This is a genomic window from uncultured Mucilaginibacter sp. (genome assembly GCF_903893715.1).
Taxonomy (GTDB): Bacteria; Bacteroidota; Bacteroidia; order Sphingobacteriales; family Sphingobacteriaceae; genus Mucilaginibacter.
Window position 1 is genome coordinate 1 of sequence record NZ_CAITNG010000070.1, and the last position, 23,962, is coordinate 23,962.

Sequence of the window (23,962 nt, forward strand, 5' to 3'; positions counted from 1 at the left end):
CAGACTTCAACTTTCATTTTCTATGGCTACCGAATCGCCCGGCCGCCGCTTTTTCTTTTCACTTAACATTGCGCTAAGCTCCTTTTCTATTCCAAAATCTTTTCAGATTTTTCGCCCCTTTCTTTTGGGACTGCAAAGGTAACAACCTTTTTTCTGTTTCAAAATTTATTTGATAATAAATTTTTCCGCTCTGTTTTTCAATCTTTCCCTCTTTTCGTTCCCCCGTTGCGGGCTGCAAAGGTATCAATTTTATCAGTACAGGCAAATAAATATTTATATTTTTTTTCGACCTGTATATTAACCTTGATAATTTCAAAAAACGTACCGCTCTTTCACAAACGGGTTACAAATATACACAGAAAATGGCATTCGTACCAAAATTAATTTGCATTTTAAACGACACCAATGGCTAACCAACTGTGCCTTAGTAGCGCTACGCCTCAATGTTTTTTCGAATCAATATTGTCCTGTGGCCAACATCACCAGGGTACATGCCTCTAAGGTTTCAATTCCTTGTTCATTTGCCATCTGTTCAAGTTCGGGATTTTCGGAACCCGGATTAAAAATTATCCGTTTTGGGCGGGTTTGGAGTATGTAATTGTATAACGATGGCTGATTTTGCGCACCTATATATAAAGTAAGCGTATCCACATCGGGATGTATTGTTTCCGGTTTTTCTATCGCCACGCCTGCCACCTCTCCTTCTTTAGCGCCTACATTAATTATAGGATGCCCTTTGCCAACTAATCTGTTGGCGGCCAAATACGCGTAACGGCCAGGGTTGGTGGTTGCGCCTAATACCAGTGTTTTCTTTGTCTCCATTTTATACCTATATATATGGTATAGCTTTTATACCATTTTGAATGCCGCGCTTGCGCAATTAATCCCATCAATAGCAGCAGAAATTATGCCACCGGCGTAACCCGCTCCCTCGCCGCAAGGAAATAAGCCTGAAATTTGGGGGTGCTGCAATGTTTCTTTATCACGTGGTACCTTTACCGGCGATGAGGTACGCGACTCGACCCCCACCAAAATAGCCTCGTTGGTGTAATAACCGCGCATTTTTCGCCCAAAGGCCGGCAATGCCTTTTTTAAGCGTTGACTGATGCGCGTTGGTAATACATTTGTCAAATCTGTACTGGTGGTACCCGGCAGGTACGAATTGACAGGCAAATTGGCAGAAACACGCCCTTCACAAAAGTCGACCATACGTTGAGCCGGGGCTACCAGCTTACCACCACCTGCTTTATAGGTAGCTTTTTCGATATCGTGCTGGTAATTGAGCATCCTGAAGGGGTCATCGGGTTTACCCGGAACATCTTCGAGATTAATTTGAACCACCGTGCCCGAATTGGCAAAGGGGTTATTGCGTTTTGACGGACTCCAACCATTGACCACAATCTCATCAAAATCTGTAGCGCATGGAGCGATGATGCCGCCGGGGCACATACAAAACGAAAACACACCACGGTCATCCACCTGTTCTACCAGGTTATAGTGTGATGGGGGCAAAAACGGGTCGCGCACGTCGCAATGGTATTGGGCTTTGTCGATAATTTCCTGCGGATGTTCGATACGGACACCGAGGGCGAAGGCTTTGGGTTCGATAAGGATACCCTGATGGTGCAGCATTTCGAAAACATCACGAGCCGAATGACCGGTTGCCAAAATAACGGCGCTGCCGCTGATATCGTTACCTGCCGCCGTCCTCACCCCTATTATCTTACCAAAAGAAATATTGAGCGCGGTTACTTTGGTATCGAAATATATTTCGCCGCCTGCATTTTGGATGGTCTCGCGGATAGCTGTGATAATTTGCGGTAGTTTATTGGTGCCTATGTGCGGACGGGCGTCAACAAGTATATCCCCATCGGCACCATGGGCAACAAAAATTTGGAGCACCTCATTCACATCGCCGCGCTTGGTAGAGCGTGTGTACAGCTTCCCATCCGAATAGGTTCCGGCACCGCCCTCGCCAAAACAATAGTTAGATTCGGGATTAATGATGCCTTCCTTATTGATAGCCGCCAAATCGCGACGGCGTTGTTTCACATCTTTACCACGCTCCAATATCACCGGCCTTAAGCCGAGTTTAATACATTGCAAAGCGGCAAACATCCCGGCCGGACCAGCTCCTATAATAATGACCTGCTTTGCCGAACTGACATTTTGATAGTTAAAACTAAAAACATCTGCCACGGCAGGCTCATCGATAAAAACTTTTATTTGGAGGCGGTAAATGACCTTTCGGCCACGGGCATCGATAGAACGTTTGAGTATTTTGATGCCCGATATTCGGTTTAAAGCCAAATTAAGGCTTGTTGCTGCTATTTTTGTTAAAGCTGCCTCATCGGCATGCTCATGCGGGAGGCATGTTATTTCAATTTCTTTGACCATTTTATGCCGGGTTTTTATCCCGGATGAAACAAAGGTAGCGATTGACCGCTGATTTGTTTTGATTTTTTTGATGCCGCTGATTGTTTGGTTGGGTATTTGATACTGTGTTATTAAGCTATTATGCGGTAAAAAAGCCGTATTTTTGTATAAAGCAAAGCGCATGGAGCGTAGCGCAAAGCGTGGGTAAGGTTGGTATTTACACTTTTTTTAAACACCCATATTTACCCATGAGCAGAATGACCGGTAGCAGAAACCGGAGTTAGAAGGAAATTATAAATTTGATAAATATCGCAGAAAAAGCAATTGAAAAATACCCATATTTACCCATGTTTTCTAAGGTTTTGGGATAAGTAATTATAAATCCCATAAAAAATAACAAGTGGGGCAACAGTGCCCGAGGAACATAAAAACCATTATTGTAACATTACAACTTTAATAAAATCTAAAAACAAAACATAAAATTTAAAAATCGACATGAAAAAAATATTCTCAGCATTAATGATTGTTGTGGCGGCTATGTCGCTAAGTTCATGCAGTTATAACAGCATGGTACAAATGGACGAAAATGTAAAATCGAAATGGGGACAGGTGCAAAACGACTACCAGCGCCGTTCGGATTTGATACCCAACCTTGTTGCCACCGTAAAAGGCGTGGCGAATTTTGAAAAAAGCACCTTGACCGACGTAATAAACGCCCGTGCAAAGGCTACACAGATAACCGTTGACCCTACAAAGCTGACCCCTGAAACCATCCAAAAATATCAGGCCGCACAAGGGCAGTTGAGTACCGCGTTGGGCAAACTGATGAGCATTACCGAAAATTATCCTACCCTGAAAAGTAATGAAAGCTTTATGGCGCTGCAGGCTCAGTTAGAAGGAACAGAAAACCGTATTACCGTTGCCCGTATGGACTTTAACAACGCCGTACAGGAATATAACAGCAAGATACGTTCGTTCCCGGCCAATATTACGGCGAAGATGTTTGGCTTTACCGAAAAAGGGTATTTCCAGGCTGAAGCCGGTGCCGCAACCGCGCCGAAGGTACAGTTCTAATATGTTTGAGTGATTGATTTATTAATTGGCTGATTTTGAAATGATTCAAAACAATCAACAAGTCATTCATTCAATAAATCAAAAATATAAAGATGGCATTATTTAACGACGAAGAACAACAGCAAATACGTAAGGCTATTGAAGAGGCTGAGAAGCATACTTCGGGCGAGATACGGGTTTGTGTTGAAAAAAACTGCAGCGAAGACGTTTTGCACCGCGCTGCCAAATACTTTCATAAACTGGGCATGCACCATGCCCGGCATAGGCATGGCGTTTTGATTTACCTGTCTACCGTTGACCGCAAGTTTGCCATTATTGGCGACCATGGGATAGACAAGGTTGTGCCGACCAACTTTTGGGACTCGACCAAAGAAGTGATGTTGCAGCATTTTAAACAGGGCGATTTGGTAGGCGGCTTAAGTACCGGTTTATGCCTTGCCGGCGAACAACTGGAAAAGTACTTTCCGCATGATGAAAACAAAAGGACGGTAGACAAGCCCGACAACATCACTTTTATGGATGGCAAATAAACCTAAACACATGTTCAAAAAAATTATATTATTCAGTTTGTTGATCCTTTCGTGTGGTATCATCAATGCGCAGGATCTCCCTGCAAAATCGGCTACCTTGGTTACCGATTATACAAACACGCTTAGTCCGGGCGACAAAACTACCCTCGAAAACAAACTGGTAGCCTTTAACGATTCGACCTCGACACAGATTGCGGTGGTGATAATGAAGTCTGTTGGCAGTTATGATATTGGCCAATATGGTGTGTCGTTAGGCCGCGCCTGGGGCATCGGCAGCAAGGGAAAAAACAATGGTATTTTGGTTTTGGTGGCCATTGATGACCATAAAGTTACCATACAAACCGGGTATGGCGCAGAAGCAGCAGTGCCAGACGCGATAACGAGCCAGATTATACAGGAAGATATAAAACCCAACTTTAAACAAGGGAATTATTACGCCGGGCTTGATGCCGCTACAACTTCGCTGATGAAATATATGAAGGGCGAGTACAAAGCCGATGCTCAGGATGTACAAAACCATGGCCGCGGCGGCGGCGGAAGCATAGGCACGCTGGTTTTTATCGTCATTGTAGTGCTGATATTGATATTCAGGAATATTGGTGGCGGCGGCGGACAGGTTATTGGCAACCGTGGCAGCGCAAGTCCGTTTTGGTGGTTGCTGATGGGCTCGGCCTTGGGCGGTGGCTTTGGTGGCGGAGGTCGTGAAGGTGGGGGCTTTGGCGGTGGTGATGGCGGAGGCGGTGGCGGCTTCGGCGGATTTGGCGGCGGCAGTTTTGGCGGCGGCGGATCGAGCGGGAGTTGGTAGTTCATTAGTCATTAGTCATTAGTCATTAGTCATTAGTCATTAGTCATTAGGTTGGATGGCGTGATTGGCTTGGTTTAGTTTCAATAATTTTATTTTTATATGAGGGATCTTACCTGGAAGGTGCTTTATTCCGAATATGTACATAGAGGCGCCTGGGCGACCCTGAGGCACGACCGTTGCGAAATGCCCGATGGCCGGATAAAAGACCCCTATTTTGTGCTGGAATACCCTAATTGGTGCAACGCTGTTGCTATAACCGATGAGGGTAAGATTATTATGGTGCGGCAGTATAGGCACGCGGCCAAGATCGTTTCGTTGGAACTACCGGGCGGCGTAATTGAAAAAGGTGAGCAAGCTGAAGAGGGCATCAAACGCGAGTTACTCGAAGAAACCGGATACCTGTTTGATGATTTTGAGCTGCTTTGCGTTGTTTACGGCAATCCGGCTACAGCCGATAACCACACTTACTGTTACTTAGCCAAAAACGGTAAAAAAGTTCAGGAACAGACTTTGGATGAACACGAGGAAATTATTGTTGAGGAGTATAACATTGCCGAGGTAAAGCAATTACTGGCCGACAATAAGATAGCGCAGGCTTTGCACTGTACCAATTTGTTTTATGCTTTGATGAAGTTGGGGGAGTTGTAGGGAGCAAACTATTTTAATTTTTAATGTTTTATAGTTAAATTAGCTTTTATAATGAAAAATATACTCGACATACCACGTACCGCTATGGAGGTATTTAACATGCTTCCGGAGGGAACCAGGTGCGAGGTTATTGATAATACATTATTTATGTCCCCATCACCAACTTCTGACCACCAGGACTTACTTGGTGATATCTTTTTTCAGATAAAACAATCCGTTCGCCAAAACCAAACAGGCAAAGTTTTTATATCGCCGTTGGACGTGTATTTGGATAACGAGCTGAATGTGGTTCAACCTGATATCATTTTTATAAAGGCAGAGAACCTGCACATTGTTGAAAGAAAAGGGATAGTTGGGTCGCCAGATTTGGTTATCGAAGTATTATCTTCGAACAAGGACTACGATATCCGTAAGAAATTTGACCTGTATCAAAAAAACGGCATCCCGGAATATGTTATCATCAATCCGGAAAGTAAAGAGGTATCGCATTATTTGCTGAACAACGGCAAATATGAAGCCATTGCATCCGAAAATGGCAAACTGGATTTAAGGGCGATCAATATCCAAATCAGGTTCTAATACTATAATACTAAGAGATTACCCCAAAGCACAAAAAACCCGATCTGCAAATGCAAACCGGGTCCTTCTATCAGTTCTTTGAAATGTTATGACATTTTCAGCTTTTTCTGAATATCGGCTACGTAGCCTTTGAATTTCTTGTCGGTGTCTATCAGGTCTTCAACGGTTTGGCAGGCATAAATCACGGTGGAGTGATCGCGGCCACCAAAGAAGCTGCCGATTGATTTGAGCGAACTTTTGGTATGCGCTTTGGCCAGGTACATGGATATTTGACGGGCCTGAACAATTTCGCGTTTGCGGGTTTGAGATTTCACCATTTCGATTGGTACTTCAAAATACTCGCACACCAGGTTTTGTATATACTCCATCGAAATCTCTTTGGTTGAGTTCTTGATGAAATTCTTTAACATCTGTTTGGCCAGGTTAAGGTCGATCTCTTTGCGGTTCAATGTTGATTGTGCCAAGAGAGACACCATAGCGCCTTCCAATTCGCGCACGTTGTTATCGATGTTATGGGCCACATATTCAATTACCTCGTTAGGTAGTTCAATGCCGTCCTGATAGATTTTGGTTTTGAGGATCGCCATACGGGTTTCCAAATCGGGTACCTGTAAATCAGCTGAAAGCCCCCATTTAAAACGCGACAGCAAACGCTCTTCTAAACCGGCCAAGTCTTTTGGTGCTTTGTCGGATGTAATAATCAGTTGCTTGCCAGATTGGTGCAGGTGGTTGAAGATATGGAAGAAGAAATCCTGTGTTTTTTCTTTACCGGCAAAGTTGTGCACATCGTCCATGATGAGCACATCAATGGCTTGATAGAAGTTCACAAAATCGTTGATGTTGTTATGCTTCAGCGCGTCGACAAATTGTTGCGTAAATTTCTCGCAGGATACGTACAGTACCAACTTATCGGGCAGGGTGCGTTTTATCTCGTTACCGATGGCTTGCGCTAAGTGGGTTTTACCTAAACCAACACCACCGTAAATCATTAAGGGGTTAAATGATGTGCCGCCCGGTTTAGCTGCTACGGCATAACCTGCCGAACGTGCCAAACGGTTACAATCACCCTCGATGAAACTATCGAAAGTATAATTTTGGTTTAGTTGCGGATCCACCTGCAGCTTTTTAAGGCCCGGTATAACAAAAGGGTTCTTGATGTCTTTGTTGATGGAAATCGGGATGGGCATCGATTGGTTTTTACCCTCGGCGCCGTTGCCGTTAGATGGCATGTTAGTGGTGTAAGGTTTGCTCGATGAAGATTGCTCAACAACGATATTATACTCCAAACGGCCGTCTTCGCCCAATTGTTTTTTGATGGTTTTGCGAAGCAAGCCTACATAGTGCTCTTCGAGCCATTCGAAAAAGAACAAACTTGGTACCTGTATCGTTAGTACACTACCTTCAATCCTCAAGGCCTTTATAGGCTCGAACCATGTTTTAAAACTTTGGGCCTGTATGTTATCCTTGATGATGAGCAGGCAGCTATTCCAAACGTTAGTACAAGTTTTTTCCATTGACATTATCTTAATTTATTGATTTACAAACCCCAGCATAACCTTTTGTTGGGGCGGCTTCGGAACATCGAATATTGAAAAAATAACCTGATTAAAAAATATTATTTTCACTTTTCGACGAACTTTTTATAACAAACTCACACCTATAATGTTAACAACATTTTATTTTCCGACAGGCATTAATTGGCCCATCGCAGTAAAATCTGTTAACTAACACGCAACACAACAAATACAACATTACCGCACTAAGTGTGGTATAGGGGAGACTGCTTTTAAAACTCAAAAACCTATTCTATGGATAGAAAAGAGGTTCAAACTGCAGGTATTCTAAAGGACTAAAAGTAAGAAAAAATCGACACTGTGGAGAGCGTTTGCAACTTTTTTTAAAAAAATTTTAATCGCCTGTATATGTGCTATTTTAACAATGTTGAAAACATTTTTTTTCAATATTCGCCAAATACACTGCGCATTGCGTCGGCAATTTCGCCGAGCGTAGCATAGTTCTCAACAGAATTTAAGATAAAAGGCATCAGATTTTGAGTGCCCCTGGCAGCGCTTTCCAAAGCGGTTAACGACCGTTGAACGCTATCATTGTCGCGTTCTTTTTTCAGCTTGTTTAGCTTTTCAATTTGATGCTGCCGGATGGAATCGTCGACCCGGAAAACCTCTATGCCTTTACCTTCATCTTCGGTAAACCGGTTAACGCCTACCAAAACTTGTTCTCCGTTCTCAATCTGTGATTGGTACTCATAAGCCGAGCGTGCTATCTCTTGTTGTATGTAATCCTGCTCGATAGCTTTTACCGAGCCCCCCATTGCATCTATCTTATCAATATACAACTGAGCGGCTTGCTCCATTTCAGTAGTTAGGGTCTCAACAAAGTACGAGCCGGCCAGCGGGTCGACAGTATCGGTAACACCGCTTTCGAAAGCGATAATTTGCTGGGTTCGCAGGGCTATTTTTGCGGCGGCTTCGGTTGGCAACGATAGCGCCTCGTCATAACCATTGGTATGCAGCGATTGTGTACCACCTAACACGGCTGCCATGGCTTGACTGGTAACACGCACAATATTGTTCATAGGTTGTTGCGCAGTTAATGTTGAGCCACCTGTTTGTGTATGGAAGCGCAGTTTTTGAGCTGCCGGGTCGGTTGCGCCCAATTCTTTGGTGATATGCGCCCACATGCACCTTGCCGCACGGAACTTACATATCTCCTCGAAAAAATTATTGTGGCAGTTGAAAAAGAAGGAAAGCCTTTTGGCGAACACATTAATGTCGAGCCCCTTTTCCTGCGCGGCTTTTAAGTATGCTTTGCCATTGGCAAGGGTAAAAGCCAGTTCCTGCACGGCAGTAGAGCCTGCCTCGCGAATATGATAGCCGGAAATGGATATGGTATTCCATTTTGGCAGTTCGGTACTGCAATACTCAAACACATCGGTTATGATGCGCATGGATTGTTGCGGCGGATAGATATAGGTACCCCGCGCAGCGTACTCCTTTAATATGTCGTTTTGTATGGTGCCCGATAATTGCTTCAAATCGGCACCTTGTTTTTTTGCCAAAGCGATGTACATAGCCAATAAGGTTGAAGCGGTGGCATTGATGGTCATTGAGGTGGTGATCTTTTGCAACTCGATACCATCGAACAAGGCTTCCATGTCTTTAAGCGAATCAATGGCCACCCCTACCTTGCCGACTTCACCTTCGGATAGTTCATGATCCGAATCGTAACCTATTTGCGTGGGGAGATCGAAAGCGACCGAAAGGCCCATAGTGCCCTGGCTCAATAAATAATGGTAACGCTTGTTCGATTCCTCCGCAGTTGAAAAACCCGCGTATTGCCGCATGGTCCAGGGGCGGCCACGGTACATGTCCTTTTGTATGCCACGGGTAAAGGGGAACTCGCCGGGCAACTCGTTCATGGGTTGTGCCGATCGTGTGTAAAGCTCTCTTATCTCAATCCCTGAGGACGTGGTGATTTTCTTCCCGGGCATAAAACGCGATTAAAAAAGGTTTTCAAGGTCCTGCCTGATCAACGTGGTGGCAATATCGTATGGGTTTTCTTCCAACGTGCCCAAATGTTTCAATACGGTACGACTCAGATCTAAACCCGAGGCATCTTCGGGCAAGCCTTTCACTGCATTGGTAACAATGCTCATGGTATCATCTTTAACACGACGTACAACGCTCCAGGCTTTAGCGCTTACATATATTTGTTGAGTAACATTGTGCTGGTACTCATTTCTTATTTCGGCAACTACGAGGCTATGCAGTTCGGCAGCGCTATAAGAGGTAGCGTTTAACCGGATGAGCATATTGGCAGGGTTTACCCTTTCGATGAAAAGCACTACCCGTTCATAAGCCTGTAAGCGCAAGGGCAGGGTTTGGTTACTGCTTGCCTTTTTAAGTTCGAGCAACTGGATCCGTTCGGAACGGTCGATATAGGGTTTGATAAGGTACATGGCAACGCTTACGGTACCTACGCCTGCCAATGTGTATTTTAAAATATCGAGTAAATAGTGGTAAATGTCCATTTTTATAAAAAGTGTTAGGTCGGTGTCATAAACAAACACCGGGAAACAAAAATCCACATTTTGCCGTATATTTGCGTATTAAATTAAAAATAACATGAATACTGTTGTTGAAACTGCCGCTGCACCTGTTTCCTTTACTTCAGGGGCGGTAAAAGAGTTACATAAATTGAAAGACCAGCAAGAGCTGAACGACGATTTTGGTTTGCGGGTTGGTGTTGAAGGCGGTGGCTGTTCGGGCATGACCTATGTTTTAGGTTTTGACCAGAAGAAAGACGGCGACCAGGAGTACAGCATTGACGGCATACGTGTTTTTATGCACAAGGCGCATGGCTTGTACCTTGTTGGCATGCAGATAGATTTTCAGGATGGGTTGAATGCCCGTGGTTTTACCTTTAATAACCCCAACGCTGCCAGCACCTGTGGTTGCGGTACTTCGTTTTCGGTTTAATTAAAATTAAATGATATAAAAAGCATCGCGACGATTGTCGGGATGCTTTTTTGTTTCTGTTCTATTGTAACAATTGAAGGTCTGTTGCTGTCTTACCAAATAAATCAGCTATTTTTATACGATGTCGGTACAAATGAGTTTTAGGGAGAATGTTGCCGTTGCTTTGCAATCGATAGGCGGCAACAGGTTACGTACGGCATTAACGGCATTGATCATTGCCATCGGCATTATGGCTCTGGTGGGTATATTGACAGCTGTTGAGGGCATCAAACAATGGACCAGTGATGCTTTTTCGAGCATGGGTGCCAACTCATTCACCATCCGCAACCGGGGCTCCGGTATTAAATTTGGTGGCGGGCGCAGGCGGACGTATCAATCGATAAAATACGAAGAGGCCGACCATTTCAAGAAAACATTTAAGGTACCGGCTTTGATTTCGGTAAATACCAATGCGTCGAACGGTGCAACGGCAAAATTTAACGACCAAAAAACCAACCCTAACATTACGGTGTTGGGAGCTGACGAGAACTATTTGCAGACGGGGGGCTATAAATTGGCCGCAGGCCGAAATTTTTCAGAGTCGGAACTGGAACATGGCGCGAACGTGGTGATTATTGGCGATGAAATAAAGACCAAGCTGTTTAAAAACCAAAATCCTATTGACCAAATTTTGACCATTGGGGCAAATAAATTCCGTATTATCGGCCTCACCGCAACCAAAGGCGCCAGCGCCGGTTTAGGTGGTGATAAGGTTTGCATTATCCCGGTTTTTAAGGCAAAACAAATCAACACCAGTTCGAGCCCATCATATACCATCAGTGTAATGGTGAGCCAAGCATCGGCGCTGGATGAGACTTCCGGCGAGGCCACCGCATTGTTCCGCAACATCAGGAGGTTGCCCATTGGGCGGGAAGATAATTTTGAAATTACACGCAGCGACTCGGTTCAGCAACAACTTTCAACCCAAATGAGCATGATGACGGCAGCGGGCATGTTGATAGGCTTTATAACTTTACTTGGTGCATCTATCGGTTTGATGAACATTATGTTGGTATCGGTAACCGAACGGACGCGTGAGATTGGTATAAGAAAGGCCATTGGCGCTACGCCAGGCGTTATAAGGAAACAGTTTTTGATTGAGTCTATCGTGATTTGTCTGATCGGGGGTGTAGTTGGGATAGTTTTGGGGATGTTGATTGGCAATATTATAGCTTTACAGGGCAACGGTGCGTTTGTTATACCATGGACATGGATAACATTAGCGGTTGTTGTGTGTACGGTAATAGGATTAGGATCTGGTTTTTACCCGGCCAACAAAGCTTCGAAACTGGACCCTGTTGAAGCCTTAAGGTACGAATAATTACAGCAACGAAGTGTTTTGGAGCAAGGGGTACTCGGTGAGCAACCGGCGTACGTAAGGAAGGCTCAAAGCATCTTTAAACGCTTCAGCATGTTTAAGGTGGTGCATATCGCTGGATATAAAATCGACCACCAGTTCGTCAATCAACTCTTCGGCAAATTTTTTCACTTCTTTGCCGTGATACCCGGTGAGCGACGTGGTGTTTACCTGCATTAAACAGCCGGAGTCTCGCAATTCAGCACATTTTTCAACGGTAAAATAGCCATAACGTTCGGGGTGAGCCAAAATGGGCTGATAACCGGCATCACGCATTTTGCGCAAGGTATGGTTAAAATCGGGCGGCATGGTCATAAAGGAAAACTCGAACAACAAATAATCCTCTTCGCCAAAGCTCAACAACTTTTCCTTATCTAATTTGGCAACAAAAGACTCATCGCAAAAGTATTCGGCAGCAGCCTGAACCGGGATATTGATACCTTGTTTTACCAACTCATCCTTTAAAACCGCAAGGGCATTATTGATGGTTTCAGGCGTATTACGATAGTAGTCGGCCATAATGTGTGGCGTGGCAATAATTTTACGTATGCCTACATCCATCATGGCCCTAATGAGTTCGATGGACTGGGAAACATCCTGCGCGCCATCATCGATGCCCGGTAATACGTGCGAGTGCATGTCAACTCCTATCACATCAAAGCTTAATCCGGCATTGCTTGCCCCCTTTTTTTTGAACAGGCCAAACATATTATCGGTTTGCGTATTGCTCGTTATAGTAATCTTTATAATGGCCCGATGTAACGTTATTAAGCCATTCTTCGTTGGCCAGGTACCAATCGACAGTTTTTTCGAGGCCCTGCTCAAAGGTGATGCTTGGTGTCCAACCTAATTCGTTTTTCAGTTTGGTGGCATCAATGGCATAACGCAGGTCATGTCCTGCCCTATCGGTAACAAAGGTGATGAGCTTTTCAGATTCGCCGGCGGAACGGCCTAATTTTTTGTCCAATATCCTGCAAAGCAAACGGATAAGGTCGATATTTTTCCACTCGTTATGGCCTCCTATATTATAGGTCGTACCTGAAGCGGCCTTATGAAAGATGACATCGATGGCACGGGCATGATCTTCTACCCAAAGCCAGTCGCGTATATTCTCGCCTTTGCCATAAACCGGGATTGGCTTCATTTGCTGGATATTGTGGATAGCCAGCGGTATCAGTTTTTCGGGAAAATGGAATGAGCCGTAATTGTTGGAGCAATTGGATATCACCGCATTTAAACCATAGGTATCCTGATAGGCGCGTACAAAATGGTCGGAACTGGCTTTTGATGCCGAGTATGGCGAATGCGGATCGTAAGCGGTGGTTTCGGTAAACATACCTTCATCGCCTAAAGTGCCATACACTTCATCGGTAGAAACGTGGTAAAAACGGCATTCCTCATAACGGCCTTTCCAATTTTCGCGCGCGGCATTCAGCAGGTTTACAGTGCCGATGACGTTGGTCATCACAAACTCCAGCGGATTAGTTATAGAACGGTCGACATGCGATTCGGCTGCCAGATGAATTACCGCGTCGGGTTGTTCGGCTTTAAAAAGTGCATCGATAAAAGCGGCATCAACAATATCGCCTTTTACAAATCGGTAATTGGGCAGGTGCTCAATATCCGTAAGGTTAGCCAGGTTACCTGCGTAGGTTAATTTATCGAGGTTAACAATTTGATATTGAGGGTATGTAGTTACAAAACGACGCACCACGTGCGAGCCGATGAAACCTGCGCCGCCTGTAATAATAATCTTTTTCATTTTTGAATGAATTGAGCAATAACAAAGGTAGGCTAAAATATTAAAATGGGTTTGCCGCCAGGTACTTTTCCCAAGCCCAAGCCGAAGCCATCATATCGCTAATATCAAGTTCGGCCGTCCACTTCAAAACATTGGTCGATTTGGTCACATCGCCCCAAACTTTTTCAACGTCGCCGGGACGGCGCGGACCTATAACATAGTTCAGCTTTTCGCCTGTGCTTATCTCAAATGCTTTAATTACCTCCAACACGGTATTGCCGTTGCCTGTGCCGAGGTTAAATACATCATAAACTTTATCGTAACCTTCGCTTTCCATCAATTTTAAGGCGGCAACGTGAGCCTTGCCTAAATCGACTACGTGGATATAATCGCGTACGCAACTACCGTCCACAGTATTATAGTCATCGCCGAAAACAGTTAATTTTTCGCGTTTGCCTATTGCGGTTTGTGTGATGAATGGCACCAGATTTTGTGGCACACCGATGGGCAACTCGCCAATCAAAGCGCTGTCATGGGCACCAACCGGGTTAAAATAGCGTAGCGAAATTACTTTACAAGTACTGCCGGCGGCTGTTGTCTCGCGTAAAATCTCTTCGGCCACCTGTTTGGTATTGCCGTATGGCGATTCGGCAGGTTTTATAGGTGCATCTTCGGTTACGGGTAAAACATCCGGCTGACCATAAACCGTACAGCTGGACGAGAACACAAAATTAACCTTGCTGCTATAATAGGTTTCGAGGAGGTTAATGAGCGAATAAAAGTTGTTGTGGTAGTATTTTAATGGTTTGGCAACCGACTCGCCCACTGCTTTATAGGCAGCGAAATGGATAACGCCGGCGATATCAGGTTCGGCGTCTACCAGTTTTTTAACCGACGCTGTATCGCACAGGTCAAATTGGTAAAATGGCGGTTTAAAACCTATGATTTTAGTTAGCTGGTCTAATATTTTTACGTTGGAGTTAGACAGGTTATCGACAATAACGGGCTCGTAACCTGCTTTAACCAATTCGACAACTGTATGCGAACCGATATAACCCAACCCTCCAGTAACTAAAATTTTTGACATGGTTATTTGTTGTAGTAAGTGAAATCTTTGTGATGAATCTCTTTATCGGGCAAAGATTTGAAGTATTCGTAAGTTATTTTCAAACCTTCGCTGCGCGATACCTTTGGCTCCCATCCTAATATAGCCTTTGCCTTGGTAATATCAGGGCGGCGTTGTTTAGGGTCGTCAACAGGCAAATCCTTACAAACCAATTCCTGGTCGGTACCGGTAAGCTTGATGATCTCCTCGCCAAATTGGCGGATGGTAATTTCGTCGGGGTTGCCGATATTCATCGGTTGCGCATACTCGCTGAAAAGGAGGCGATAGATACCTTCCACTAAATCGTCAACGTAGCAAAACGAGCGGGTTTGTGAGCCATCGCCAAAAACAGTTAAAGGTTCGCCGCGCAAAGCCTGGCCGATGAAGGCTGGCAAAACACGCCCGTCATTTAAACGCATACGTGGCCCGTAGGTATTGAAAATACGTACAATACGCGTCTCCAACCCATGAAAAGTATGGTAAGCCATAGTGATAGCTTCCTGGAAGCGTTTGGCTTCATCGTAAACGCCGCGCGGACCTACCGGGTTAACATTGCCCCAATATTCTTCGGGTTGTGGGTTAACTGCGGGGTCGCCATATACTTCGGATGTTGATGCAATTAGCATACGCGCACCTTTAGCTCGGGCTAAGCCTAATAAATTGTGCGTGCCCAATGAGCCAACTTTTAGGGTTTGGATTGGGATTTTCAGGTAATCAATCGGACTTGCCGGAGATGCAAAGTGCAGGATATAGTGCAAATCGCCGGGTACATATACAAATTTGGAAACATCGTGATTATAAAACTCGAAGTTTTCTAGTTTAAACAAATGTTCAATATTCCGCAGGTCGCCGGTTATCAGGTTATCCATGCCGATAACGTGAAAATCTTCTTTAATAAACCTGTCGCACAGGTGCGAACCAAGGAAACCAGCAGCACCGGTTATCAATATACGTTTTCTGTCAGCCATGTTATTTCTCGATTATTTTACGCCCGATACTGTTATAGTAAAAGCCCAATTCCTGCATTTTTGAAAGGTCGTATAGGTTACGTCCGTCAAAAATAACCTTTGTTGGCAATAATTCCACCAATTGTTCGAAATCGGGGTTACGGAACAGTGACCATTCGGTAACAATCAATAACGCGTCGGCATCATGTAAAGCGCTATAATGATCGGCTGCGTAGCTTATTTTGTTACCGATAAGGTTACGAACGTTGGCCATAGCTTCCGGGTCGAAAGCAGTAACGCTTGCACCTGCTTTTAACAATTCGTCGATAATGTACAGCGAGGGTGCTTCACGGATATCGTCAGTTTCCGGCTTAAATGCCAGGCCCCAAAGCGCGAATTTTTTTCCGGCCAGGTCGCCTTTATAGTATTGTTTTACTTTTTTGAAAAGTATCCTCTTTTGTGTCTCGTTCACTTCGATGACCGAATTCAAAATCTTGAAATCGTATTTGTGCTCATCGGCCGATTTAACAAGTGCCTGCACATCCTTAGGGAAACAGCTGCCTCCATACCCCACGCCGGGGAACAGGAAACGGCGGCCAATCCTATCATCAGAACCGATACCGCGGCGCACCATATCCACATCGGCACCCACCAACTCGCACATGTTGGCTACTTCGTTCATAAAAGTAATCTTGGTTGCCAGGAACGAGTTGGCGGCATATTTCGTCAGTTCAGACGAGCGCTCGTCCATAAATATAACAGGATTGCCCTGCCTTACATAAGGCGCGTAAAGTTCGCCCATCAGTTTGCGGGCGCGCTCGCTTTTTGTACCGATAACCACACGGTCGGGTTTCATAAAATCTTCAACAGCAACACCCTCGCGTAAAAACTCCGGGTTTGAAACCACATCAAATTCCACATCCGTTTGGCTACTTACGGCAGCCCTAACCTTATCGGCAGTACCTACGGGCACTGTTGATTTTGTTACGATGACCTTATATTCTTTTATCAATTTGCCTATATCTTTAGCTGCACCAAGCACGTAGCTTAAATCGGCAGAGCCATCGCCTCCGGGCGGGGTTGGCAAGGCTAAAAAGATGATCTTTGCTTCTTCGATAGCCTCGGCAAGGTTAGTGGTAAAATGCAACCGGTTTTGGTCGATATTCCGGTTGAATAGCAGGTCGAGGCCTGGCTCATATATCGGCATTTTGCCGTTTTGCATCATTTTTACTTTGTCGGCGTTGATATCGACGCAAATAACGTCGTTGCCCGTTTCGGCCAAACACGTCCCAGTAACAAGGCCTACATACCCTGTTCCTACTACTGCTATTTTCATAATTTGATTTTATCCTGCTTTTTTTGATTTATCTTCGACGACGAAGTTAGTAATTTCAGCTTTAAAATGTTATTCATTTACAACCTGTCTGTCCGAATTTATTATAATTTAATATTCATTTCGTCATTTTTTAATAAAAAAGCAAAACTTTGGCTTAATGGACGAAAAAATGATAATTTGTTATACGTTAAACGGAGCGTTTGGTTTCATTTTGCGTCGTTAGGCGAGTTTGAACAGGGCCGGCCTGTGTTAGAAGCCTTTAGGGCGAAAAAGCCTGAAAGTATTATCGTCATCACCTTTTTTTCGCCATCGGGTTATGAAGTGCGGAAGAACACCCCACTTGCCGACCACACATATTATTTACCCTTAGATACGAAGAAAAACGCTGCCAGGTTTATCCAAACCATCAACCCCGAAATAGCCATTTTTACCAAATATGAGTATTGGTACCATTATTTTGATGAGCTGCACAAACGCGATATCCCGTTGTATGTTATCTCGGGGATATTCAGACCGGGGCAGGTGTTTTTTAAATGGTATGGCGGTTTGCACCGCAGGATGCTGGGGTTTGTTACCCGCTTTTTTGTGCAGGACGAGGCATCGCAAACGCTTTTAAAGACCATCGGGATAAGCAATGTTTCCGTAAGCGGGGATACCCGGTTCGATAGGGTTTGGCAAAATGCGTCATCACCAAAAAAATTAGAATTTGTTGAACAGTTTAAAGCGGGCAAACCCATATTTATAGGCGGCAGTACCTGGCCGGAGGATGAGGTGCTGATTGCGCAACTTATCCCCCTTTACCCTGAATGGAAATTCATTTTCGCGCCGCACGAAATTGAAGAAGGGAAGATAGCAAGGTTATTAAAATTGTTGCCCGGAGAAGAAACCGTCCGCTGTTCGCAAATTGAAAACCTTGATGGAGGGATTGCCGGTTTTAGCGTTTTGGTGATTGATAACATCGGTATGTTATCGTCTTTATACCAGTATGGGGACATGGCTTTTATCGGAGGCGGCTTTGGTATTGGGATACATAATACGTTGGAAGCCGCGGCTTTTGGATTGCCGATGATATTCGGGCCGAACTATGAGCGGTTTAAAGAAGCCCGCGATTTAGTTAATTTGCAGCTTGGTTTTAGCATTGAAACTGAAGTGCAGTTAACGGCTGTTGTGGATAAAATGATTCGGCATAGCGAATATCGCACGGAAAAAGGTGTGGCCATCAGGACTTACGTTAAGGAACACACTGGGGCTACTGAGTTGATAATGCAGGCCATTAGTTAGCCAGCGTTATTTTGTTTGTTGCGTATGCGCCAGGCAATAGCTAACTTTACGTTATGTTAGACAAGTTGCTGAGATTGTATAATGACGAGTTTTTGGCTTTGTGCAAAACGCACAAGGTTAAATACTTGTATGCTTTCGGCTCGTCTATTACCGACCACTATACCCCTACAAGCGACGTTGACCTGGTTGTTGAACTCGACGAACCAGACCCATTGAACCGCGGCGAACTGCTGCTTTCTTTTTGGATGGAATTGGAAGCACTATTTCAAAAAAGAGTTGACCTTTTAACTTTCGACAGTATTAGAAACCATCATTTGGAGGAACATATTGAGAATACGAAGAAATTAATATACGATGGATCGAAAGAAGAAATTGTATAATGATATTTTAAATGCGCTGACTTTAATAGAAGAGTTTACCATTACCGTAAACTTGTTCGAAGAATATATTTCTGATAGTAAAACCAAGAGTGCCGTTGAACGTCAATTATCAATTGTTGGAGAGGCTTTAACGCAACTTAGGAAATTGGATGCAGAAGAGCTTGCGCATACCAAACAAATTATTGGTTTAAGAAATATGATTGTTCATGCTTATGATACCATCGATGATTCAATCATTTGGTCTATCGTGAAAAGACATATTGCCCCGTTAAAGCAAGAAGTAGTTGAAAAATTAATGAATGATTAGTTTTAACCAACCACCATCTTCTTCAAAGCATCTATCCATTTCGGCGAATCGTTGAGGCTTTCTACCAGTTGCACATGCTCTCCTCCTGCTTCGGTAAATTCATCGCGATACTCCACACTTACCTCGTAAACGGTTTCGAGGCAATCGGCAACAAAGGCCGGGCAAAATACCAACAGGCGTTTTTTGCCTTCTTTGGCCAAACGGTGTACCACTTCACTGGTGTAGGGTTGCACCCAAGGGTCGCTGCCAAGGCGCGATTGGAAACAAACCGTATAATCATCCGATGTAATGCCCAGTTTCCCGGCAATCAGTTTGGCCGTATGGTACGATTGGGCGGAATAACAAAATTTGTTGGCGTCTGTTAAAGTTTGGCAGCAATCGGCCACCTTTAAACAATGCTGGTGGGTATGGTCGGCTTTAATCAACTGCCTTTGCGGCAGGCCGTGGAAACTGAACAGGATATGGTCGTAAGTTTCGGGTTTGTATTTTTTGGCGTTATCGGCAAAGGTTGCGATCATACCTTCATTATCGTGAAAGGAATTGATGAATGAGATATTGGGCGAAGTTGGCCATTTACCAACCAGTTGCATTACTTTCTCATATACCGAACCCGTGCTTGCCGAAGCATATTGTGGGAACATGGGTATTACCTGTATGCTTTCCACCAGGTCATTCTTTAGTTTATTTAAAGCCGTCTCGATAGAGGGGCTTTGGTAACGCATGGCCAGTTCAACCTGGTATTCGTCGCCTAAGGCTTGTTGTAACAGGTCGCGTTGCAAAATACTATAGTGCATTAACGGTGAGCCGGTTTTATCGTCCCATATTTTTTGGTACAATTTTGCTGATTTGGGGCCACGTATTGGAGCAATAATGCCTTTAACCAACAGCGTACGCGAAATAGGGTTGATATCGATAACCCGGGGGTCCATCAAAAATTCGCGCAGGTACTTGCGCACATCGCTTACCGAAGGACTACCGGGCGTACCCAAATTAATCAATAAAACTCCTTTTTTACCCATATTATAATTCAACTATAATGCCCAGCGAAGGTAAAATATTCCCGCCTTTATTTTCCAATGATTTTGTGATAAACCTGCTCGGGTCGCCGGGCACGCTTTGCAGGTTACCGTTGGCGTCCCTGTTTGGCACTAAATAAGGCTGCAATTGGTATTGGTTATTGGTAATGTTCTGAATATCGAAATACAGATTGAGTGTGAATTTTCGGAAGGGGTATTTTTTATCCACACGCATATCCACCTGATAAAAATCGCCTAATCTGTCGGCATTTAGCTGATTCCAGTCTTGTATCCCCTGAGGATAAATGGCATAATTGCTTTTTAATGATGAAGATGCCACATTATACGGTGTATATGGCGCGCCGCCTGTGTACCTGAATTTGGCACCCAACTCCCAATTGTTTTTGAACAGTTTACCGCCCGTCATGCTTAATATGTATCGGTTGTTCCATGACGACTGTACGTAAGTGCCATGTTTATCTTCAAACTCGCTGGTAAATAAGGTGAGCGCGAATATGCCATAAAAGCCTTTATTCAATCGTTGCTGGGCAAAAAACTCCGTACCATAACTGCGTCCGTTAGTAAGGCCGGTTACCGGATTACTGCCCACCACACCAAAATCGGCACCCAGGTTTGCGAGCGGAATGGTATCGCCAAGAATTTTTATCATGGGGTAATTTTGATAGAATTTATAAAAGCCCTCGATGGTGAATTTTGTGTTTTTAGCAGTATGGTATTCGAGGCCAAGCACTACTTGCTTGTCGGAAATGTACTTTACGTTGGTATTGGTAAGCGAACCTGTGGCGTCGCGATAGCCTAAAACGGTGTAGGCAGGCAATTGGTAGTAAATGCCAGTGTTAAAATTAAGGCTCAGGTCGTCGGTAAAATTGTATGATGCCGAAAACCTTGGCGACAAAGTCTTCAGAAGGTTGTCCATCTGGCTTGAATAAGTATTGGCATCGGTGCGGATACCGAACGACAGGCTTAGCTTATCCTGAAAATACGAATGGCTTAACTGTCCGAAGAGACTATACTTAAAAAAGCTAAGCGACGAGGTATAAATTACGTTGCCAAAGGGCAACAGGTTATAGGTATTGGCGTAATACTCTGCAGTTTCGGCACCGGCACCAAAGTTGATGCGGTAACCGTTCTCGCTGCTGTTGTTTTCGAAGCGGAATTTGTTCTCTGTTTCCTGCGAGGAATAGTTTAACGTTTGCGGTTGCGTTGGGTCGTTGTTTTCGTATTTGTAGGCACCGTTATCAAGATAATCGCGACTTAAAACAAAGATGGAATAACCTTTTTTACGAAAATTTTTATAGGTAAGGCCAATGGTATAATCGTTTTGCGAATTGACCGGGATATTGGCCAGCGTGTATTGGTTAAGCTCGGTATTGGGTGCGTTTAGGTTGAGCGAGAAGCGGTCGATAGCGCCGATACCCAACAGTGTTATTTCGTTATGGGCATCGAGTTTGGTTTTTATTTTGAACTGAAAATCCTGGTAGGATGGCAAAAACGGCAGGCCCAACAATTTGAACAGCCCTTGCAGGTAGGAGTACCTGTATGACGAAATGAAGGTGGTTTTAGAACCAATCGGACCTTCAAAAGTGGCGGCCAAATCGCTGGAGCCTAAAGTGAGCGTCGCATCATGTTTATCGGATGGGCCATCTTTCTGCTTAAACTCGAATACAGAACTAAGGGCATTACCCCTATCGGCAGGAAATGCACCTGAGTAAAAATCGACTTCGTTGATGAAATCGACGTTGATGAGGCCAACAGGCCCACCGGATGAACCTTGTGTGGCAAAGTGGTTGATGTTAGGAATTTCGACCCCATCGAGATAAAAGCGATTTTCGTTTGGCGCGCCGCCGCGGATGATAATATCGTTTCGGAAACCAACCGGAGAGGATACACCCGGTAATGATTGTATTACCTTGGAGATATCCCTGTTGCCGCCGGGATTCCGTTTTATTTCGGTGGAACCGATAGTGCGGAGCGACAAGGGGCTTTCGAGCGACTTGCTTTCACGCTGGCCGGATATATTGACATCGCTTAAAGCTTTGGCATCGTCTTCAAGACTGACATCGGTTAAGGCTGGTTTTGAATTGGTGACCTGTACATCGTAACTTATTTTTTTGCCATAACCCAGCAAGGAAAACTGAACGGTGTAATAGCCGGGCTTTAAATTATTGAGTTGGTAATTGCCTGCAGAATCGGTTACGGTGCCGATGGTTGTGCCGATAACTGCTACCGAAACACCCTGCAAAGGCTGATTGCTTAATGTGGTTGTTACCTTACCATGAATTACGCCAGTTTGGGCGAAAGCAAAAGCAGGAAGCAACAGAATAAACCATAGTAAAATTTGTTTCATAGGGGCGCTAAAACTTGTTGGTGCAAAGATAAGCGGCTGAATATCCTGCAAAAGACTCAATCGGTAAAATGACATAAAAAGGGTACAAGACGGTGTTTTGGTCGGCGAAGAGATTATTTCAGCTTCCATAACATCCACCATGGCATGGCGGGTAAATGGCATTATCAAATGTAAAGAAAGTTTAAATGGGCATGGATCAGGTTTCGAGTGTGTTCAACAACTCAAAAATTTTGCTGGTATCTATTACGTTTTTATATCCCCTTGATTCCAAACCCGTTATTAATTTTTTATCGCCCGACCAAAGTTTCGCCTCCAAATAATTAGATAACGCGACAAAAACGATATCGTCTAAATCGATGTCGTGTACCAACTTTTCTGCCTCAAGAAGTATGTTTGATGGAATAAGGCGCTCATTAATGAACGTAATATGTTCGGTTACGAGGTTTTCAATCTCTTCTACTTGCAAGACGGTAAGCCCGGTAAGTTTGACCAGTTTGGCTCTGTGAGTGAAAAGTTCAATTTTTAGAAAATCGCAGGAATATAGCTGAAAATGTCTTCCGGAATTTAGTAAAATCTTGGCAATCTTACTTGTAGGTTTAATAATTGCACTAAATACAATATTAGTGTCGACAATTATTCTCACTTTATCAGTCTGTCGCGGTTTTTAGCCCACCAATTTTTATTGACGTCTGAAGCCAACTCATCCACTTCTTCCTGAGAAACCTCATTCATGTTTGATGTCAACTCTTTATAACGGGCATAGTTAACCATTTCCTGTAAATCATCTATATCAACATTTCCAGGTAAACGTATAATTACTTCGTTATCTTTTCTTTCTATAATCATAGCGCATGCTCTATCAAACAAATATAAAAAATTTACAGCAATAAATATTCCTATTTCAACTTCCACAGTAACCACCATGGCGTTGCGGGCGAATCATGATGCTCATAATGGTAACCAAAAAAGTAGCAACTTAAAAAAGCCCAGACATGGTTTTTGGGTTGACTGCCTGATTGATGTTGGTTACTATGCTCACCCTTGTGCGGAAGATAAGTACCGAAATAGAACAGCTGCAAAGTACTCAACAGCGACGGCAATACCCAAAACAAAAGAAGGTTGGCTTGCGGAACCCATATCTTCAACACATTGAACAAAATGGCCATGAAAATGATTTGCCAGATGGACAGGTAATTACGGATAAAGCTGGCATACCAGGTAAAAAAATCACCCGGATTATAGTCGGGGTCGGCATCGGTGTGTACGTGGCGGTGGTGTCGGTGGTGTTTGGTATATAGTTGACCGTACCAAAAAGCAGCGTAAAAGAATGTGGCTGCATAGCCTACGGCGTTATTGATGGCCCGGTTTGATGATACCGTACCATGCATAGCATCGTGCGCAGTGATGAACAAGCCTGTATAAAGATGCATTTGCAGTAGGATGAAAACATAAAGCAATGGGTTTGCATAGCTTACCTGCCAGCGCATCAATAAAATGGTGGAGGTTGCCCATCCCGATAAAACGACGAGAGCGATGATGATACCGAGATAGGCCGGCTGTTTCTGCATATTTGGTTT

General features: G+C 44.1%; 25 protein-coding genes. 11 read left to right on the forward strand and 14 right to left on the reverse strand.

The window, feature by feature from the left end:
* Positions 1-456: 456 nt before the first annotated feature.
* Together QZX97_RS08595 and QZX97_RS08600 are read right to left on the reverse strand one after the other, a co-directional pair.
* Positions 457-822: a CoA-binding protein gene (locus QZX97_RS08595; protein ID WP_295650523.1), complete on the reverse strand. Its 366-nt coding sequence runs from the start codon at positions 820-822 to the stop codon at positions 457-459.
* 27 nt (positions 823-849) lie between these two features.
* The gene (locus QZX97_RS08600) at positions 850-2,397 is read right to left on the reverse strand and encodes an FAD-dependent oxidoreductase (RefSeq protein WP_295650526.1); all 1,548 of its coding nucleotides are present in this window, start codon (positions 2,395-2,397) and stop codon (positions 850-852) included.
* A 474-nt stretch (positions 2,398-2,871) separates the two neighbouring features.
* On the opposite strand from QZX97_RS08600, the gene QZX97_RS08605 reads away from it, so the two are divergent.
* The 5 genes from QZX97_RS08605 to QZX97_RS08625 all read left to right on the forward strand — a co-directional run bounded on the left by QZX97_RS08605 (position 2,872) and on the right by QZX97_RS08625 (position 6,012).
* The gene (locus QZX97_RS08605) at positions 2,872-3,450 is read left to right on the forward strand and encodes a LemA family protein (RefSeq protein WP_295650529.1); all 579 of its coding nucleotides are present in this window, start codon (positions 2,872-2,874) and stop codon (positions 3,448-3,450) included.
* Between the two features lie 92 nt (positions 3,451-3,542).
* Positions 3,543-3,980: a TPM domain-containing protein gene (locus QZX97_RS08610; RefSeq protein ID WP_295650531.1), complete on the forward strand. Its 438-nt coding sequence runs from the start codon at positions 3,543-3,545 to the stop codon at positions 3,978-3,980.
* Between the two features lie 10 nt (positions 3,981-3,990).
* Entirely contained in the window at positions 3,991-4,785 is a 795-nt protein-coding gene (locus QZX97_RS08615) for a TPM domain-containing protein (RefSeq protein ID WP_295650534.1), read from the forward strand.
* A 99-nt stretch (positions 4,786-4,884) separates the two neighbouring features.
* The gene (locus QZX97_RS08620) at positions 4,885-5,433 is read left to right on the forward strand and encodes an NUDIX hydrolase (protein ID WP_295650536.1); all 549 of its coding nucleotides are present in this window, start codon (positions 4,885-4,887) and stop codon (positions 5,431-5,433) included.
* Between the two features lie 51 nt (positions 5,434-5,484).
* Positions 5,485-6,012 (forward strand): Uma2 family endonuclease, encoded by a 528-nt coding sequence (locus QZX97_RS08625; RefSeq protein WP_295650538.1) that lies wholly within the window; start codon positions 5,485-5,487, stop codon positions 6,010-6,012.
* Positions 6,013-6,098: 86 nt separating this feature from the next.
* On the opposite strand, the gene dnaA is transcribed toward QZX97_RS08625, so the two are convergent.
* The 3 genes from dnaA to QZX97_RS08640 form a co-directional block, all read right to left on the reverse strand.
* Positions 6,099-7,526: a chromosomal replication initiator protein DnaA gene (gene dnaA, locus QZX97_RS08630; protein ID WP_295650604.1), complete on the reverse strand. Its 1,428-nt coding sequence runs from the start codon at positions 7,524-7,526 to the stop codon at positions 6,099-6,101.
* Between the two features lie 443 nt (positions 7,527-7,969).
* Positions 7,970-9,520: a methylmalonyl-CoA mutase family protein gene (locus tag QZX97_RS08635; RefSeq protein ID WP_295650540.1), complete on the reverse strand. Its 1,551-nt coding sequence runs from the start codon at positions 9,518-9,520 to the stop codon at positions 7,970-7,972.
* Positions 9,521-9,529: 9 nt separating this feature from the next.
* Complete coding sequence (locus QZX97_RS08640; RefSeq protein ID WP_295650542.1) at positions 9,530-10,060, reverse strand: hypothetical protein; 531 nt, start codon at positions 10,058-10,060, stop codon at positions 9,530-9,532.
* Between the two features lie 94 nt (positions 10,061-10,154).
* On the opposite strand from QZX97_RS08640, the gene QZX97_RS08645 reads away from it, so the two are divergent.
* Positions 10,155-10,508, forward strand: a complete 354-nt coding sequence (locus tag QZX97_RS08645; RefSeq protein WP_295650544.1) for an iron-sulfur cluster assembly accessory protein — start codon at positions 10,155-10,157, stop codon at positions 10,506-10,508.
* Positions 10,509-10,629: 121 nt separating this feature from the next.
* Complete coding sequence (locus tag QZX97_RS08650; protein ID WP_295650547.1) at positions 10,630-11,868, forward strand: ABC transporter permease; 1,239 nt, start codon at positions 10,630-10,632, stop codon at positions 11,866-11,868.
* Here the strand turns inward: QZX97_RS08650 and QZX97_RS08655 are convergent, their stop codons facing one another.
* From QZX97_RS08655 to QZX97_RS08675, 5 genes are read right to left on the reverse strand one after another with little or no spacing between them, the layout of a single operon-like run.
* Positions 11,869-12,612 carry a CpsB/CapC family capsule biosynthesis tyrosine phosphatase gene (locus QZX97_RS08655; RefSeq protein ID WP_295650550.1) on the reverse strand — a complete coding sequence of 248 codons (744 nt, stop codon included), beginning with the start codon at positions 12,610-12,612 and terminating at the stop codon, positions 11,869-11,871.
* Position 12,613: 1 nt separating this feature from the next.
* Complete coding sequence (rfbB, locus tag QZX97_RS08660) at positions 12,614-13,666, reverse strand: dTDP-glucose 4,6-dehydratase (RefSeq protein ID WP_295650553.1); 1,053 nt, start codon at positions 13,664-13,666, stop codon at positions 12,614-12,616.
* A gap of 40 nt (positions 13,667-13,706) precedes the next feature.
* Positions 13,707-14,732 (reverse strand): UDP-glucose 4-epimerase GalE, encoded by a 1,026-nt coding sequence (gene galE, locus QZX97_RS08665; protein WP_295650556.1) that lies wholly within the window; start codon positions 14,730-14,732, stop codon positions 13,707-13,709.
* 2 nt (positions 14,733-14,734) lie between these two features.
* Entirely contained in the window at positions 14,735-15,718 is a 984-nt protein-coding gene (locus QZX97_RS08670; protein WP_295650558.1) for a UDP-glucuronic acid decarboxylase family protein, read from the reverse strand.
* Between the two features lies 1 nt (position 15,719).
* Positions 15,720-17,033, reverse strand: a complete 1,314-nt coding sequence (locus QZX97_RS08675) for a UDP-glucose/GDP-mannose dehydrogenase family protein (RefSeq protein ID WP_295650561.1) — start codon at positions 17,031-17,033, stop codon at positions 15,720-15,722.
* A gap of 177 nt (positions 17,034-17,210) precedes the next feature.
* Here QZX97_RS08675 and QZX97_RS08680 point away from each other — a divergent pair, with 177 nt between their 5' ends.
* The 3 genes from QZX97_RS08680 to QZX97_RS08690 are packed head-to-tail and all read left to right on the forward strand — an operon-like array spanning position 17,211 to position 19,001.
* A complete protein-coding gene (locus QZX97_RS08680; protein ID WP_363152201.1) occupies positions 17,211-18,314 on the forward strand; it encodes a glycosyltransferase N-terminal domain-containing protein in 1,104 nt (367 codons plus the stop codon).
* 53 nt (positions 18,315-18,367) lie between these two features.
* On the forward strand, positions 18,368-18,694 hold the full coding sequence (locus QZX97_RS08685) for a nucleotidyltransferase domain-containing protein (protein ID WP_295650567.1): 327 nt from the start codon (positions 18,368-18,370) through the stop codon (positions 18,692-18,694).
* Positions 18,669-19,001, forward strand: coding sequence for a HepT-like ribonuclease domain-containing protein (locus QZX97_RS08690; RefSeq protein ID WP_295650570.1), 333 nt, complete (start codon positions 18,669-18,671; stop codon positions 18,999-19,001). The genes QZX97_RS08685 and QZX97_RS08690 overlap by 26 nt, the downstream gene beginning before the upstream one ends.
* A 2-nt stretch (positions 19,002-19,003) precedes the next feature.
* On the opposite strand, the gene hemH is transcribed toward QZX97_RS08690, so the two are convergent.
* The 3 genes from hemH to QZX97_RS08705 form a co-directional block, all read right to left on the reverse strand.
* Positions 19,004-20,020, reverse strand: a complete 1,017-nt coding sequence (gene hemH / locus QZX97_RS08695; protein WP_295650573.1) for a ferrochelatase — start codon at positions 20,018-20,020, stop codon at positions 19,004-19,006.
* Position 20,021: 1 nt separating this feature from the next.
* Positions 20,022-22,385, reverse strand: coding sequence for a TonB-dependent receptor (locus QZX97_RS08700; protein WP_295650575.1), 2,364 nt, complete (start codon positions 22,383-22,385; stop codon positions 20,022-20,024).
* A gap of 196 nt (positions 22,386-22,581) precedes the next feature.
* On the reverse strand, positions 22,582-23,028 hold the full coding sequence (locus QZX97_RS08705; protein ID WP_295650578.1) for a PIN domain-containing protein: 447 nt from the start codon (positions 23,026-23,028) through the stop codon (positions 22,582-22,584).
* On the opposite strand from QZX97_RS08705, the gene QZX97_RS19085 reads away from it, so the two are divergent.
* Positions 23,005-23,103, forward strand: a complete 99-nt coding sequence (locus QZX97_RS19085) for a hypothetical protein (RefSeq protein WP_363152208.1) — start codon at positions 23,005-23,007, stop codon at positions 23,101-23,103. The genes QZX97_RS08705 and QZX97_RS19085 overlap by 24 nt on opposite strands.
* A gap of 178 nt (positions 23,104-23,281) precedes the next feature.
* Here the strand turns inward: QZX97_RS19085 and QZX97_RS08715 are convergent, their stop codons facing one another.
* A complete protein-coding gene (locus QZX97_RS08715; RefSeq protein ID WP_295650583.1) occupies positions 23,282-23,953 on the reverse strand; it encodes a fatty acid desaturase in 672 nt (223 codons plus the stop codon).
* Positions 23,954-23,962 lie beyond the last annotated feature (9 nt).

Coding starts and splice junctions, on each gene's coding strand:
- QZX97_RS08625 (WP_295650538.1), top strand. CDS start 5,485: ATGAAAAATATACTCGACATACCACGTACCGCTATGGAGGTATTTAAC.
- galE (WP_295650556.1), bottom strand. CDS start 14,732: ATGTCAAAAATTTTAGTTACTGGAGGGTTGGGTTATATCGGTTCGCAT.
- QZX97_RS08655 (WP_295650550.1), bottom strand. CDS start 12,612: ATGTTTGGCCTGTTCAAAAAAAAGGGGGCAAGCAATGCCGGATTAAGC.
- QZX97_RS08650 (WP_295650547.1), top strand. CDS start 10,630: ATGTCGGTACAAATGAGTTTTAGGGAGAATGTTGCCGTTGCTTTGCAA.
- QZX97_RS08685 (WP_295650567.1), top strand. CDS start 18,368: ATGTTAGACAAGTTGCTGAGATTGTATAATGACGAGTTTTTGGCTTTG.
- QZX97_RS08620 (WP_295650536.1), top strand. CDS start 4,885: ATGAGGGATCTTACCTGGAAGGTGCTTTATTCCGAATATGTACATAGA.
- QZX97_RS08640 (WP_295650542.1), bottom strand. CDS start 10,060: ATGGACATTTACCACTATTTACTCGATATTTTAAAATACACATTGGCA.
- rfbB (WP_295650553.1), bottom strand. CDS start 13,666: ATGAAAAAGATTATTATTACAGGCGGCGCAGGTTTCATCGGCTCGCAC.
- QZX97_RS08615 (WP_295650534.1), top strand. CDS start 3,991: ATGTTCAAAAAAATTATATTATTCAGTTTGTTGATCCTTTCGTGTGGT.
- QZX97_RS08600 (WP_295650526.1), bottom strand. CDS start 2,397: ATGGTCAAAGAAATTGAAATAACATGCCTCCCGCATGAGCATGCCGAT.
- QZX97_RS08690 (WP_295650570.1), top strand. CDS start 18,669: ATGGATCGAAAGAAGAAATTGTATAATGATATTTTAAATGCGCTGACT.
- QZX97_RS08715 (WP_295650583.1), bottom strand. CDS start 23,953: ATGCAGAAACAGCCGGCCTATCTCGGTATCATCATCGCTCTCGTCGTT.
- QZX97_RS08670 (WP_295650558.1), bottom strand. CDS start 15,718: ATGGCTGACAGAAAACGTATATTGATAACCGGTGCTGCTGGTTTCCTT.
- hemH (WP_295650573.1), bottom strand. CDS start 20,020: ATGGGTAAAAAAGGAGTTTTATTGATTAATTTGGGTACGCCCGGTAGT.
- QZX97_RS08610 (WP_295650531.1), top strand. CDS start 3,543: ATGGCATTATTTAACGACGAAGAACAACAGCAAATACGTAAGGCTATT.
- QZX97_RS08595 (WP_295650523.1), bottom strand. CDS start 822: ATGGAGACAAAGAAAACACTGGTATTAGGCGCAACCACCAACCCTGGC.
- dnaA (WP_295650604.1), bottom strand. CDS start 7,526: ATGGAAAAAACTTGTACTAACGTTTGGAATAGCTGCCTGCTCATCATC.
- QZX97_RS08605 (WP_295650529.1), top strand. CDS start 2,872: ATGAAAAAAATATTCTCAGCATTAATGATTGTTGTGGCGGCTATGTCG.
- QZX97_RS08645 (WP_295650544.1), top strand. CDS start 10,155: ATGAATACTGTTGTTGAAACTGCCGCTGCACCTGTTTCCTTTACTTCA.
- QZX97_RS08675 (WP_295650561.1), bottom strand. CDS start 17,033: ATGAAAATAGCAGTAGTAGGAACAGGGTATGTAGGCCTTGTTACTGGG.
- QZX97_RS08635 (WP_295650540.1), bottom strand. CDS start 9,520: ATGCCCGGGAAGAAAATCACCACGTCCTCAGGGATTGAGATAAGAGAG.
- QZX97_RS08700 (WP_295650575.1), bottom strand. CDS start 22,385: ATGAAACAAATTTTACTATGGTTTATTCTGTTGCTTCCTGCTTTTGCT.